Origin of the sequence: Bacteroides caecigallinarum (genome assembly GCF_016901995.1) — a bacterium.
In the GTDB taxonomy this organism is placed as follows: Bacteria; Bacteroidota; Bacteroidia; order Bacteroidales; family Bacteroidaceae; genus Phocaeicola; species Phocaeicola cellulolyticus.
The window spans coordinates 95517-110609 of the sequence record NZ_JACJLE010000003.1 but is presented as its reverse complement, the minus strand read 5'-3'; the positions used below and the strand labels follow the sequence as shown (position 1 = coordinate 110609).

Genomic DNA, 15093 nt, shown 5'->3' with positions numbered 1-15093 from the left:
CATGGAGATAGGGATAATACGGAAATATAGAAATCATACTCTATGAAAAATGAGAAACCGATGATTATATAACGAAAAGAGGATGCATCATTTTGACACACCCTCTTTTTTTATGCCTATAAAATTATACCAGATAAACATTCTTATGAATTTCAGATGTTATAGTTTCAAACATCTCATCTATTGAATCAGTTCCTGAATACATGATATACATTGGAATCGGACTCCCGGACTTTCTGTATGGCGGTTGCACGTATGGACGTTCAGAGAGTGTAAAACCGTTTCTTTCATAAAAGCCGATACGGCGTTTGCTCAATTCATCTTCAGGAAGTTCCACTTCAAGAACTATTATGGAATCCGGGAAATTACTTAATAAAGCCTGCATAATCATTTTTCCATAACCTTTGTTTCTTACACTTGGTGAGGTGGCAAGATGTTCTACATAAAGAAATCCTGTCAGTTTCCATAAAGTTATCAGACCAACATTTTCAGCATCATCAGTAATCAGATATGCGGTAAACAAAGGATTACTATCAGTATTATATCTCTGCATCTCGTCGTCCCTTCTTTCCTCTACGGGAAATGATTCATGCAAAAGATTTTCTACAAAAGGATACGAAGGATCTGTAGTCTTAATAGGATTAAATTTAATCATGGCTTATATATATATTGGTTATTAGTCAGTATAAAAATCTATCAATCTCTGAAGCGATCTCTGGCACACCGGGCAAAAAGCTTTTGCTTCATTAGTACGCATTCTGCAATCCGGAACCGGTCTGTAAATTCCTTTCATACTATATCCGGCCCCCTGATAAACTCCTAGCGCTTCAGTCGAACTATAATTATCAGATGTTATTTTAGTTGGAACAGCTATATCCTTCGGCAGCATATCGCTCCATTTACTTTCAAAATCTACCAAAGTAGTTATATTCTGTTCCCACGGCTCAACATCATACGGATAAAGCGGACTTGGTGCATCAGTATAGGCATATTCATCAGCCAATCCTCCAAAGCTGTGACCGAATTCATGCACAACCACAGGTTCAAACTTTGAATGATGAGCGGTAGTCAGAGTAAACGAATTATATATTCCTCCACCACCGTAAGTATCGGTATTAGCCAAAATTATTATATGCTCGTATGGGATACCGGCAAGCAAATCATGAATATCATTAACACTGCTCGAAGTAAGATACCTGTCAGAATAAAACGTATCGAAATGCGAGCTTACAGCTGTCGATTTCCAGACATTTTCCCTAGGAATACTAACTCCACTGTCTGCTGATTCGCTGGCAACTGCTACGACATTAAAATGATTCATATTCTCTTTAAAAGGAGAATGGCTGAAAATTGCGTCACAAGCCTTTTGTGCATCACTGTAGAATGTTTGCATCTCTCCTTTAGTATATCCCTCAGCCATTATCACGACATCAATACACTTTTCAGAAGAGCCGTTTTTCAGCAAATATTTATGATCAGCCACGTTATTTGTACCAGTCTTCTTAATCAAAATATCATCAGGGCGTACAGTATGTGTAAACGAAGCAGAAACCTCATGTCGTGCATTAAAAAGCTCAACTGTCACCAAAGTCTCTTTCTTTGGGAATGGCATCAGGAATGTATTTTCATATCCCTTACTTAAAGTCTCAGCTTCATTTTCGCCCAGCCATTCCTGAAACAGACTGGAAAAAGAAGTTCTGTAAATAACTACACCTGTAGCTTTGTCAACCATAGTCAACTGTCCGTTGCCTGATAATGGCAGTTTGTCCAAATTACTTCTTCTGCCTGCCCACCCATCCATAGACTTAAGTTCGTCAAGGACAACTGACTGATTTTTTTTATTTCCTGTGAACAAATAGTCCGCTCTAAGTGTTTTATCTGCAAAGAACTCTTCAAAACTTTGGCAATATCCGGAAGAACACACAGCTAATCCTAAAAAAAGTGATAAAAAAGTTTTTGTCATAATAATTAAGAACTGTTTTTATGTATAATATATAAAAAAAATAAAGTATCTAACACAAAGATAATTAAATATAAATCAAATATAAGAACTTTATTATATATAGTTTGAATAAAAATACTACCTTTGTATAAATTAAAATTATTAAAAATGGGACATCATCAGTTGGATAGTTTGGATGAACAAATTCTGCGTATGATTGCAGAAAATGCTCGTATTCCTTTTTTGGAAGTAGCTCGTGTGTGCAATGTGTCTGGTGCCGCAATTCATCAGAGAATTCAGAAACTAACAAATCTCGGTATTTTAAAAGGATCAGAGTTTATAATAGACCCTGAGAAAATAGGATATGAGACATGTGCTTATATAGGATTATATTTAAAGGATCCTGAACAGTTTGATTCTGTGACAGAAGAACTAAAGAAAATTCCTGAAGTAGTAGAATGTCATTTCACTACAGGTCAGTATGATATGTTCATAAAGATTTATGCAAAGAATAACCATCACTTGTTGAGCATCATACACGACAAACTGCAACCATTGGGATTGTCTCGTTCTGAAACGATAATATCATTCCATGAGGCAATCAAACGCCAGATGCCTATACTTGATCTGGCGAATGATGATGATGAATAAATTATTTGATACGATCGTAATCACAAAAGCTATATGAGTAGAGATGCTTTTCATCTGTTGAATGGCATTCTCTACTTTTTTCTTGCCATATTTCAGGTGATATTTCAGGGAAGAAAGCATCAGCCTCTTTTTCACAATCGTCCACTTCTGTTATATACAGACGGTCTGCTATTGGCATTGCTTCCTTATACAGGCTTGCGCCACCGATAATAAACACCTCTATTTCATCTTTGCATGCCTCAAGAGCATCTTTCAGGCTGTGAAAACACTCTGCCCCAGGAAAAGTAATATCCTGGCTGCTCAAAACAATATTTCTTCTGTTAGGCAAAGCACCTTTTGGAAGAGACTCAAAAGTCTTGCGTCCCATGATTATGGTATGACCTGTAGTCAGAGTCTTGAATCTCTTCAGGTCATTAGGAAGCCAGTACAGGAGTTCGTTTTTATATCCTATACCGTTATTCTTGTTTATAGCTACAATAATCGAAATCATAAATATCATCAGTTAATAATTATACAGAAACCTTACCGGCAATATGAGGCCAAGGGTCATAGTTTTCAAGCTGGAAGTCTTCATACTTGAAACTGAAAATATCCTTTACATCAGGATTGATTTTCATCACAGGAAGAGGACGCGGAGTTCTTGTCAGCTGCAAGTCCACCTGTTCCAGATGATTAAGATATATATGGGCATCACCCAAAGTATGTATGAAATCACCCGCTTTCAGTCCTGTCACCTGAGCCATCATCTGAAGCAGAAGAGCATACGAAGCGATATTGAACGGCACACCGAGAAATGTATCCGCACTTCTCTGATACATCTGCAGGCTCAAACGTCCGTTAGCCACATAGAACTGGAAGAACATATGACACGGAGGCAAGTTCATATTGTCAAGGTCTGCCACATTCCATGCATTCACAATGATACGTCTTGAGTCAGGGTTGTTCTTTATCATATTCACAGCTTCCGAAATCTGGTCGATAAACTTACCGTCGTAAGTAGGCCACGAACGCCACTGATAGCCGTATATATGTCCAAGATTACCATCCTCGTCTGCCCACTCATTCCAGATTCTTACACCATTCTCCTGAAGATACTTCACGTTTGTATCACCTTTAAGGAACCAAAGAAGTTCGTGAATAATAGATTTAAGATGAAGTTTCTTGGTAGTTACGAGTGGGAAACCATCTTCAAGGTTGAAACGCATCTGATGTCCGAACACGCTGACAGTACCCGTTCCGGTACGGTCGTCTTTCCTTACGCCCTCGGTCTTTATGCGTTGAAGTAAGTCTAAATATTGCTTCATAAAGATTATGTTGTACTTAATTATTTATTATTGAGGGCAAAGTTAATCAAAAACATTATGAAAAACATTAACTTTGCAGACATTAATATATACAGAAGAATATGAATTTCCCCGTTTCATTTATATCACGAACAGCAGCCCTGATGGGCGAGGAAAACTGTAAAGCCCTCTGCGAAGCGATGCAGAACGATACTCCCGTAAGCATACGAATCAACGGAGCAAAGACCGGACTTGTGCCAGAGAATGCGAAGCTCATCCCGTGGACAACAGACGGATATTATCTGTCTGCACGCCCCACATTCACGTTCGACCCGCTGTTCCATGCCGGCAGCTATTATGTTCAGGAAGCATCGTCCATGTTTCTCGAGAGTGCTTTGCATCAGTATGTAGAATCACCGGTTATCGCCCTCGACCTGTGTGCAGCTCCCGGCGGCAAATCTACCCTACTTCGTTCCTCGCTCCCCGAAGGAAGTCTGCTCATAGCCAACGAAGTGATGCGCAACCGCTCGCAGATACTTGCCGAAAACATTGTAAAATGGGGAAATCCAGAAGTGATAGTAACCAATAACGATCCTTCTGACTTCACCCCTCTGGAATCACTTTTCGACGTAATACTGACCGACGTTCCATGTTCCGGTGAAGGTATGTTCCGAAAAGACGAAGTGGCTGTAGAAGAATGGAGTCCTGCCAACGTGGGCCTATGCTGGGAACGACAGCGCAGAATACTCCGCGATATATGGCCTTGTCTGAAACCAGGAGGACTGCTTATTTACAGCACATGCACATTCAACCGTGAAGAAAACGAAGACAATGTAGCTTGGATAGCAAGCGAACTTGGAGCAGAAGTACTTCCTATAGAGACCAAAGAAGAATGGAACATAACAGGAAACCTTGCAGGATATGACTTTCCGGTATATCGCTTCCTGCCCCACAGAACCATTGGTGAAGGACTCTTCATGGCTGTACTACGCAAGAACGGTACATCAGATGAAGACTACGACATCTTGTCCGACTACAGCTCAAGAAAGAACAGCAAGAAAAACAACAAGAAGCAGGACAAGAAACAAAACTCCCTGACCGTAACCAGCGAAATAAAATCATGGATATGCGAAAGCGAAGATTTTGAGTTCTCTATCGACGGAACAACAGCAGTGGCAAAATCACAAAGGCTGAACAGCCTGGAAAACCTTCTGAAAGACAAGGGAAACAGCATCCGCATACTTCATCGCGGAATCACCCTTGCCGAGAACAAAGGCAAAGACTGGCAGCCTCATCACTCGCTCGCCATGAGCACAAGCCTCAACAGAGAGACTTTCCCAAAGGCAGAACTCACTTACGAACAGGCAATAGCATATCTCAGGAAGGAGGCTGTCACACTCGATGCTTCAGTTCCCAAAGGCTATGTACTCGTGACATACCGCGACACTCCTCTAGGCTTTGTGAAGAACATAGGAAACCGTGCGAACAATCTCTATCCCCAGGAATGGAGAATCCGCAGCGGATATATGCCTGACGAGGTCAGAACGGTTTTCTGAAACCGCAACCGTTCTTCCACTCCGAACAACCGTATGCAGTTTTACCCTTTATGATGGTACCCTTGCCGCATAAAGGGCAAACCTTGCCGACAATATCACCACCCACGATTTCCGGTTCAACGGCTTTTTTCTCAACTTTCGGAGCAGCTTTCTTGCGCGGAGTCTTTGCTGCAGCCGGTTTCGCAGCCGTATCTTTTCCTGTAGAACCTTTCTTAGCAGCAGTCTTCACATCCTCTTCCGATGTAACAGTCACACGGCGGTTGCTAGTATCTCTTATCACGCTATTCACTATTTCAGTAACCATCTGTTTCAGTTCACTGATAAATGTAGCCGCATCATAGCTTTTCTTCTCTATCTCACGAAGCTTCTTTTCCCAAATACCAGTCAGTTCGGCAGACTTCAGCAATTCCTCATGAATAAGCTGTATCAGCTCCACTCCTGTAGGTGTAGCTATAAGATTCTTCTTCTCCTTTCGGATATATCTTCTTTTAAACAAAGTCTCAATTATGGCAGCTCGCGTAGAAGGACGGCCTATACCGTTTTCCTTCATCGCATCACGCAGTTCATCGTTTTCCACCAACTTGCCGGCAGTTTCCATAGCCCGGAGCAGAGTAGCCTCCGTGTAAGGACGTGGCGGCTGAGTCCACTTTTCGAAAAGTGAAGGATAGTGCGGTCCGCTCTCCCCTTTCGCGAACGCAGGCAGAGTCTTTTCCTCGTCATTCTCCTTCGTATCATCCTGCTGTTCCTTTGCGAACACCACTCTCCATCCCTGTTCCAGGATTTGCTTTCCCGTCACCTTGAACTCTATAGAATCCGCCTCGCCTATCACCGTAGTGGTAGAGAACTTACAGTCCGGATAGAACACAGCTATGAAACGCCTTGCAATAAGGTCGTAAACCGTTTTCTCCATATTCGTAAGCTCACGCGGCTGCACGCCCGTAGGAATAATGGCATGGTGGTCCGTAACCTTCGAATTATCGAATACCTTTTTCGATTTTATAAGCGGTTTTCCCGTCAGAGGAGCCGTATATACGGCATAATCCTTCAGTCCCTCAAGAATCTTCGGACACTTTGGATATATATCGTCACTCAGAAAAGTAGTATCCACACGCGGATAAGTAGCCACCTTCTTTTCGTAAAGCGACTGGATGAGCTGCAAAGTCATATCGGCGGAATAACCGAATTTCTTGTTACATTCCACCTGGAGCGAAGTAAGGTCGAAAAGCCTTGGCGGTGCCTCAGTACCTTTTTTCGATGAAATATCGGTGATAGTAAACGGAGCGTTCTTTATGCGTTCCAGCAATTGTTCGCCTGTAGCCTGGTCTGTAATAGACGGAATACCTCTGTTGGCATCTTCCTTTGCAGGAGTTTTCTTTTTAAGCTGTGGGTTTTCCTTTTCAGCAGCAGCTTCTTCTGCCAGTTCCTCGTCACTCTTGCGTACTATGGCAGAGAAAATGGTATCTCTGTATGAAGTCTTCAGTTCCCAATACTGTTTCGGTACGAAATTCTCTATTTCCTGCTGTCTTTTCACGATAAGAGCCAGTGTAGGAGTCTGCACACGTCCAATGGACAACACCTGTTTGTTCTGTCCGTATTTAAGAGTATAAAGTCGTGTGGCATTCATCCCAAGCGTCCAGTCACCTATCGCCCTGCTTAGTCCAGCCTCATACAAGGGTTGGAATTCCGACTGGTCCTTCAAGTTTGCAAATCCCTCTCTGATAGCCTCTTCCGTAAGAGACGAAATCCACAAACGCTTCACCGGACATTTCGCCCCAGCTTTCTGCATCACCCATCGCTGTATCAGTTCACCCTCCTGTCCGGCATCACCGCAGTTTATAATCATATCCGCCTTCTGCATCAACGATTCTATTATCTTGAACTGCTTCTCTATACCAGAGTCGTTTATCAGCTTAATCCCGAAGCGCGGCGGTATCATCGGCAGACTTGCCAGCGACCACGATTTCCACTGCGGAGTATATTCGTGCGGCTCCTTCAGCGTACACAGGTGTCCGAATGTCCATGTCACCTGATATCCGTTTCCTTCTATGAAACCATCCTTCTTGTTGTGTGCGCCAAGCACTTCCGCTATATCTCTTGCCACACTGGGCTTTTCGGCTATGCAAACTATCATTCTCTGTCAGTATAAGCTTATAAAATCGTTAAATGTCATGCAATTTTCGTGATTTTTTCCGATATAACCAAATAAATGCCGGAATTATGGAATTCGGTGATTGGGTAAAACTTAGATTTTACAAGAAAATAATCAGGTTTAAAATTGAAATTCAAAAGAAATAACAGTTGTATTTTAACCAGTCAACTTGGTCAGGAATTACAAAACAAACTGACAACCAAATTCAGTACACTTCAGCAGGCTGCAATGTGATTATTTCAACATAACAAAGTCAAACCATCTGAAACTGATTGCAGAGATGGAAAAATATTCGGATGTAATTATAGTGTTTCCACTGTATGCCGATTCTCTCCCTGTAGGTCTGCTGAACTTCCTGAAAAATCTGGAAAACAATCTTCCTATGCAAAGACCGGTTATCTCGATACTGATTAACTGCGGATTTCTGGAGCATAAGCAGAACTGTGTAGCTGTAAGCATGATAAGATATTTCTGCAAACACAACAATTTTCCTATAGGCTCGACACTCATGCTAGGCAGCGGAGAGGCTATTCTCGAAACTCCGTTCATATACATTGCCGTAAGGGCTATAAAAAGATTGGCAGCTTCTGTAAATAAAGGAAACTATAAAGACATAACAGCTACAATGCCACTTCCAAAATGGCTGTTCAAGATGGCAGCCCGCTCATATTGGATCCGTTACGGCAAGAAATTTGGAGTAAGCAAAAAGGAAATGCAACGGCCCGAAATAGAGAGCCGATAGAACAAAAACACTTTTCGAAAGGTGCTTTTTACGTAAATATTCGCTTTTCCAAAAGTGTTTTCTTATATTTGTACTCAGAACAAATATAGTATTTTGAAATGGATTATTCTGATATTCAACCTCTGCTGAATGTTTATCACAGGAAACTGGCAACTACCGGTTTGCGGTTTAAAAGATATTTATACCATCATATCAATTGGGATGTCCGCATGGTAGGAATAAAGGGTGCACGCGGTGTAGGAAAGACAACTATGATATTGCAGCACATAAAAGAAACTTTCAAGAACATTGATGAAGTTCTTTATGTGTCGCTCGATAACCTATGGTTCGAAAATCACAGCCTGGAGGAACTGGTGGAGTTTTTATATACACACGGAGTAACAAACATATATTTTGACGAGGTGCACAGATACAGGAACTGGGCGACAATACTCAAAAACTTTTATGACAACTATCCTGACTTGAAAATAGTCTATACCGGCTCTGCAATGCTTGCCATAGAGAACTCAGTAGCAGATTTGTCGCGCAGACAATCACTTTATACCCTGAACGGAATGTCTTTCAGAGAGTATCTTGAATATGAGGGTATAGCCACAATTCCGCCTATCAGTCTGGAGGAACTGCTTGCAGGACATACAGGATATGCCATCAACGTGACTTCGGAAATAAAAGTCCTGAAACATTTTGAAGACTATCTTAAGAAAGGGTATTATCCTTATTATAAAGAATCGGGTGAGGATTATCTGATGAGAGTTGCAGAAGTTATCAGACTGGTGATTGAAAGCGATATTCCGGCTGTGGAGGACATAACGTTCATAACAGTACAGAAAATCAAAAAGCTGATGATGGTTATAGCAGAGAATGTACCCCTCGAGGCTAACATCAACAAGCTGGCTTCACAACTGGAATCAACACGCGACCAGACATTGAAAATGCTGTATCTTTTAGACAGGGCTGGTCTGTTATGGCTATTGACAGAGAAAACAAAAGATTACAAACATCTGACCGGACCTAAAAAGATATATCTGAATAACGCAAATCTAATGTTCGCACTTACAGGAAAAGTGTCGGAGGGAACAATGCGTGAAACATTCTTTGCAAATCAGATGGGAACTGTATCCACACTCACAATGCCCAAACAGGGAGATTTTATGGCAGATGGCAAATACCTTTTCGAGGTAGGTGGAAGCCGAAAGACCTTCGACCAGATAGCAGATTTACCTAACGGATATCTTGCCATAGACGATATAGAAACTGGAAACGGAAACAGGATTCCTCTGTGGATTTTCGGATGTATGTATTAGAATGCGGAAAACTTTGGCAAGGTTTTTGTACGTCAATTCATTGATTAATAATTATAAAACAGAAAATATATGGCATTAATTTGGATTATTTTTATCGGAATCGCTATAGTGAGCTTTATAGTGCAATCCAGTTTGAAAAGTAAGTTTGAAAAGTATTCTAAAGTCGGGCTATCCAATGGAATGACCGGTCGTGAGGTTGCAGAGAAAATGCTGCGCGATAACGGTATATATGATGTAAGAGTCATAAGTACTCCAGGAATGCTTACTGACCATTTTAACCCTACCAACAAAACTGTGAACCTGAGTGAAGGTGTTTATTCATCATGCAGTGTAGCAGCAGCCGCCGTGGCTGCCCACGAATGCGGTCACGCCGTACAGCATGCACGTGCATACGCTCCTCTGCAGATGCGTTCGGCTTTGGTACCGGTAGTACAGTTTTCATCGTCTATAATGTCGTGGATACTGCTTGCAGGTATATTGCTCATAAATTCGTTTCCTCAGCTATTACTGATAGGTATCTGTCTTTTCGCAATGACAACACTTTTCAGTTTCATAACTCTTCCTGTTGAGATTGATGCCAGCCGTCGTGCCCTGGTATGGCTGAACAGTGCGGGTATTACAAATAATTATAACCACAATATGGCTAAAGATGCACTCAAATCGGCAGCCTATACATACGTGGTTGCAGCACTCAGCTCGCTTGCTACTCTGGTATATTATATAATGATTTTCATGGGACGCCGCGAAGAGTAATTTCTACAATTATTTCCTTCTTATAAAATAATTATCTACTTTTGTAAGCAAAATAATTAAAACAGAAACAATATGGCTACAAAACCGGGAATACCGAAAGGAACAAGAGATTTTTCGCCTGTTGAGATGGCGAAAAGAAACTATATATTCGATACTATACGCGAAGTTTTCCACCTCTACGGATACAGTCAGATAGAAACTCCTTCGATGGAGAACCTTTCTACTCTGATGGGTAAATACGGTGAGGAAGGCGACAAACTTCTTTTCAAGATTCAGAACTCAGGCGACTACTTCTCAGGCATCACTGACGAGGAACTGTTGAGCCGCAATGCAGCTAAACTGGCCAGCAAATTCTGCGAAAAGGGACTTCGCTATGACCTTACAGTACCTTTCGCCCGCTATGTGGTTATGCACCGCGACGAGATTACTTTCCCATTCAAGCGTTTCCAGATTCAGCCTGTATGGCGTGCAGACCGTCCTCAGAAAGGACGCTACCGCGAGTTCTATCAGTGTGATGCTGACGTTGTGGGAAGTAACTCACTGATTAACGAAGTGGAACTGGTGCAGATGATTGATTCTGTGTTCAACAAGTTCGGAATTCGTGTTTCAATCAAGATAAACAACCGTAAGATTCTTACCGGTATAGCAGAAATCATCGGCGAGGCTGACAAGATAGTAGATATCACTGTAGCTATCGACAAGCTGGACAAGATTGGCCTCGACAATGTGAATGCCGAACTTGCATCGAAGGGTATTCCTCAGGAAGCTATCGACAAGTTGCAGCCTATCATCCTGTTGAGCGGTTCGAACGAAGAAAAGCTTGAAACTCTGAAAACTGTTCTGGCTGCAAGCGAAACTGGTCTCAAAGGTGTGGAAGAAAGCGAATTCATCCTTAAGCATGTGGCTCAGCTTGGTGTCAAGTCTGAAGTGGAACTTGACCTTACTCTGGCTCGCGGACTGAACTACTATACAGGTGCTATCTTCGAAGTAAAGGCTCTTGACGTTCAGATAGGAAGTATCAGTGGCGGTGGCCGTTATGACAATTTGACAGGAGTATTTGGAATGGATGGCATGTCAGGCGTAGGTATCTCTTTCGGTGCCGACCGTATCTATGATGTTCTGAACCAATTGGATCTATATCCGAAGGAGGCAGTAAACGGGACTCAGCTGTTGTTTGTAAACTTCGGCGAAAAGGAGACAGAATATTCTCTTCCTATATTGTTCAAGGCTCGTGAGGCAGGCATTCGTGCTGAAATATATCCTGACAGCACAAAGATGAAAAAGCAGATGAGCTATGCCAACGCAAAACAGATTCCTTTCGTGGCTATAGTTGGTGAAAACGAGATGAACGAAGGAAAAGTCACTCTGAAAAATATGACAACAGGCGAACAGTCACTTCTTACTCCGGAAGAACTGGTAGCAGCCATAAAATAAAAAAAGAAATTAATCATACAGATAGAAGCGTCACTGTGGTTTTATTTCCATAGTGACGCTATTTTTTTTCGAAATTCCCAAATCTTTTCAGTTTTCAATATTATGTTTGCAATATGATAATTTTAAAACCAATTGTTATGAAGCAAATAAAGTTTATTACAACCGCCCTGATATGCGGAACTATCGCTCTTTCATCGTGTGACAAGCAAAACGGCGACGGCTATATAGACAATGCTGTTTACGAAGCATTCGACCGTGAATTCCCCGGAGCAAAAGATGTATCATGGAGAACAAACGGAAATTACGCAATTGCTTCTTTCGAGTGGAATGGCAGCCGTGCAGGAAACGACACGGACTTCACAGCGTGGTTCGAAAAATCAACAGCTGCATTCAAGATGCATGAATATGACATTCCTTTCTCTTCGCTTCCACAAGCTGTAACAACAGCTTTCAATGAAAGTGACTATTCAAAACTTCCATGGAGGCATGATGATGAAGTGGATGTGATAAAGAAAAACGGTGAAAATCTGGTGCTGTATGTAATTGAGGTTGAAAAGGAAGAAAATAACAAGGAAACTGAAGCTGACTTGTATTACTCGGAAGACGGTGTTCTGGTGAAAGAAATTCTTGACGCTAACCAGAATCCGGATTATACGGATTTGTTGCCTACACAACCTGCCAACGATGTATATTCTTGGGTTGAAAGTAAATATCCTGGTGCAAGAATCGTTGACGTGGAATTTGAGGACGGCGGTGTTGAAGTGGAATTCATATTCGAAAACATCAAGCATGACGCTTTGCTGACTGCCGGATATGAGTGGATTTACACAAAGAAGGACTACAACAAAAATTCGTCTGTTTTGCCTGAAGCAGCCAAAAGTCATATCACGACAACATATCCTAATTACTACATTGACGACATAGAGTACTACGAAACGAATTCGAAAGGTAATTTCTACAGTGTTGAAATAGAAGGCAGAAATGACAATGACATTGAACTATATTTTGACGAAAACGGAAATGTGATGAATTCGAAACCTAACTTCGGAGATGACATCAACGGAGGTATCTCGGCTGGAACTGCAATTCAGGCTGTTCTTGACGAGAAATATCCTGGAGCCGTAATAAAGGAAAAAGGTCATGACGACGGACTGACAGAAATAGAAATTATACATGACGGCATAGAAAAGGATGTGTATTTCAACGGTAAAGACGAATGGGTAAGGACAGAATATGAAACTACATACAACAATCTGCCTGAAGCCGTGAGAAACTATATATCGGCCAACTACTCTAGCTATGAAAATGAAGCAGATGCCGTAGAAACTCCGGCTGGAGACTGGTTTGAAATAGAGGCACGCAAAGGCGGTGCTGAATATGATGTTCTGATAAACAAAGACGGAACACTGAAAGCTGAATATAAAGACTAAAAGGCTTACATATATTGAACTATCCTGTTTCGCACAGCATAATAACCGTGGCGAAGCAGGATAGTTTCATTTTAGAATATCAATTTATACATCAACTATTGCAAAAGAGCAAAAAAACACATACTTTTGTTCACTTAAAATATTATCACATAACAGCATAACCTAAAAATTAAAAAATAATGGCAGATTCAAAAACTATAATCAGCGAAGCTGAAGAGAAAATGGACATGGCAGTCATGTACCTTGACGAAGCATTGGCACATATCCGCGCAGGAAAAGCAGATGTACGTTTGTTGGACGGCATCAAAGTTGACTCATACGGAAGCATGGTTCCAATCAACAATGTGGCAGCAGTAACTACTCCTGATGCCAGAAGCATAGCTATCAAGCCTTGGGACAAGAGCATGTTCCGCGTGATTGAGAAAGCCATCATAGACTCAGAACTTGGAATTATGCCTGAAAACAATGGCGAAATCATACGTATCGGTATCCCTCCATTGACAGAGGAACGCCGTAAACAATTGTCAAAACAGTGTAAAGGCGAAGTTGAAACTGCAAAAGTAAGTATCCGTAACGCTCGCCGCGATGCAATCGACGCATTGAAGAAAGCTGTAAAAGACGGTATGCCTGAAGACGAGCAGAAAAACAGCGAAGCAAAACTGCAGAAGATACACGACAAGTTTATCAAGCAGATTGACGACATGTTTGCTGCCAAGGATAAGGAAATCATGACAGTATAATGTTTTTTATTGGTTCATACACCAATACATTTATACACTATAAAAGAAAGAAGAATCTGCACTACCATTTTTTCCCAAAAACACAGTAATGCAGTTTCTTCTTTTCTTTATTAAATAATATCACTAATTCACAATTACAAAAAATCAACTCTTTTGGATAAAGGTTTAGTAATTAAAAATACAGGTAGCTGGTATCTCGTTAAAACAGACGAAGGCAGCACGGTGGAATGCAAGATTAAAGGTAATTTCCGACTGAAAGGTATCAGAAGTACAAACCCGGTAGCTGTTGGCGACCGTGTGAAAATCATACGCAATCAGGAAGGCACTGCATTCATAACAGAAATTGAAGACCGAAAGAACTATATAATACGACGTTCATCCAACCTTTCAAAGCAATCGCACATCATAGCATCAAACCTTGACCAGTGCATGCTTATCGTAACAGTAAACTATCCTGAGACATCGACCACATTCATCGACCGCTTTCTGGCATCGGCCGAAGCATATCGTGTACCGGTATGTCTGGTTTTCAACAAGACAGACCGATATTCGGAAGACGAGAACAGATATCTGGACGGACTTATAAACCTATACACCACTATCGGGTATCAGTGTTATAAGGTCTCGGCTCTGAACAACATAGGAATTGAAGAAATCAAAAAGGCCCTTGAAGGTAAGATAACACTTTTCTCCGGAAACTCCGGAGTAGGAAAATCCACACTTATCAATGCCATTCTGCCGGAACAAAATCTGAAAACAGGTGATATTTCGAATGTCCACAACAAAGGTATGCACACCACGACATTCTCCGAAATGTTCCCCGTAAACGGAGGAGGATACATAATCGACACTCCGGGAATAAAAGGTTTCGGTACATTCGACATGGAAGATGAAGAGGTGGGACACTATTTCAAGGAAATATTCAAATTCTCGGCCGATTGCAAATATGGCAACTGTACACACCGTCATGAACCGGGATGTGCAGTGAGGGAGGCCGTAGAAAAACATTACATAAGCGAATCAAGATATACTTCTTATCTGAGCATACTTGACGATAAAGAGGACGGCAAATACCGTTCGGCATATTAAAGACATAAATACATCTACAA

The 15093-nt window shown here is 41.5% G+C and carries 14 protein-coding genes; 9 read left to right on the top strand and 5 right to left on the bottom strand.

Annotated features, from left to right (window positions below; translation table 11 throughout):
- Nucleotides 1-124: 124 nt before the first annotated feature.
- Complete coding sequence (locus tag H6A61_RS01670; RefSeq protein WP_204390522.1) at nt 125-655, bottom strand: GNAT family N-acetyltransferase; 531 nt, start codon at nt 653-655, stop codon at nt 125-127.
- 21 nt (nt 656-676) lie between these two features.
- The gene (locus H6A61_RS01665) at nt 677-1963 is read right to left on the bottom strand and encodes a M64 family metallopeptidase (RefSeq protein ID WP_204390521.1); all 1287 of its coding nucleotides are present in this window, start codon (nt 1961-1963) and stop codon (nt 677-679) included.
- A 147-nt stretch (nt 1964-2110) separates the two neighbouring features.
- Here H6A61_RS01665 and H6A61_RS01660 point away from each other — a divergent pair, with 147 nt between their 5' ends.
- Nucleotides 2111-2593 carry an Lrp/AsnC family transcriptional regulator gene (locus tag H6A61_RS01660; protein WP_204390520.1) on the top strand — a complete coding sequence of 161 codons (483 nt, stop codon included), beginning with the start codon at nt 2111-2113 and terminating at the stop codon, nt 2591-2593.
- Nucleotide 2594: 1 nt separating this feature from the next.
- On the opposite strand, the gene H6A61_RS01655 is transcribed toward H6A61_RS01660, so the two are convergent.
- Both H6A61_RS01655 and H6A61_RS01650 read right to left on the bottom strand, forming a co-directional pair.
- Nucleotides 2595-3083: a dihydrofolate reductase gene (locus H6A61_RS01655; RefSeq protein ID WP_204390519.1), complete on the bottom strand. Its 489-nt coding sequence runs from the start codon at nt 3081-3083 to the stop codon at nt 2595-2597.
- A 19-nt stretch (nt 3084-3102) separates the two neighbouring features.
- Nucleotides 3103-3897 (bottom strand): thymidylate synthase, encoded by a 795-nt coding sequence (locus H6A61_RS01650; protein WP_204390518.1) that lies wholly within the window; start codon nt 3895-3897, stop codon nt 3103-3105.
- A gap of 101 nt (nt 3898-3998) precedes the next feature.
- On the opposite strand from H6A61_RS01650, the gene H6A61_RS01645 reads away from it, so the two are divergent.
- On the top strand, nt 3999-5432 hold the full coding sequence (locus tag H6A61_RS01645; protein WP_204390517.1) for a methyltransferase RsmF C-terminal domain-like protein: 1434 nt from the start codon (nt 3999-4001) through the stop codon (nt 5430-5432).
- On the opposite strand, the gene H6A61_RS01640 is transcribed toward H6A61_RS01645, so the two are convergent.
- Entirely contained in the window at nt 5416-7563 is a 2148-nt protein-coding gene (locus H6A61_RS01640; protein ID WP_204390516.1) for a DNA topoisomerase 3, read from the bottom strand. The genes H6A61_RS01645 and H6A61_RS01640 overlap by 17 nt on opposite strands.
- 298 nt (nt 7564-7861) lie before the next feature.
- Between H6A61_RS01640 and H6A61_RS01635 the strand changes: the two genes are divergently transcribed.
- The 7 genes from H6A61_RS01635 to rsgA all read left to right on the top strand — a co-directional run bounded on the left by H6A61_RS01635 (nt 7862) and on the right by rsgA (nt 15073).
- Nucleotides 7862-8323: a hypothetical protein gene (locus H6A61_RS01635; RefSeq protein WP_204390515.1), complete on the top strand. Its 462-nt coding sequence runs from the start codon at nt 7862-7864 to the stop codon at nt 8321-8323.
- Nucleotides 8324-8421: 98 nt separating this feature from the next.
- A complete protein-coding gene (locus H6A61_RS01630) occupies nt 8422-9627 on the top strand; it encodes an ATP-binding protein (protein WP_204390514.1) in 1206 nt (401 codons plus the stop codon).
- A 69-nt stretch (nt 9628-9696) separates the two neighbouring features.
- Nucleotides 9697-10380, top strand: a complete 684-nt coding sequence (locus tag H6A61_RS01625; RefSeq protein WP_204390513.1) for a zinc metallopeptidase — start codon at nt 9697-9699, stop codon at nt 10378-10380.
- A gap of 72 nt (nt 10381-10452) precedes the next feature.
- Entirely contained in the window at nt 10453-11814 is a 1362-nt protein-coding gene (gene hisS / locus H6A61_RS01620; protein WP_204390512.1) for a histidine--tRNA ligase, read from the top strand.
- Between the two features lie 137 nt (nt 11815-11951).
- Complete coding sequence (locus tag H6A61_RS01615; protein WP_204390511.1) at nt 11952-13244, top strand: PepSY-like domain-containing protein; 1293 nt, start codon at nt 11952-11954, stop codon at nt 13242-13244.
- Nucleotides 13245-13423: 179 nt separating this feature from the next.
- Nucleotides 13424-13984, top strand: coding sequence for a ribosome recycling factor (gene frr / locus H6A61_RS01610; protein WP_204390510.1), 561 nt, complete (start codon nt 13424-13426; stop codon nt 13982-13984).
- Nucleotides 13985-14137: 153 nt separating this feature from the next.
- On the top strand, nt 14138-15073 hold the full coding sequence (rsgA, locus tag H6A61_RS01605) for a ribosome small subunit-dependent GTPase A (protein ID WP_154043186.1): 936 nt from the start codon (nt 14138-14140) through the stop codon (nt 15071-15073).
- The last annotated feature ends 20 nt before the right edge of the window (nt 15074-15093 follow it).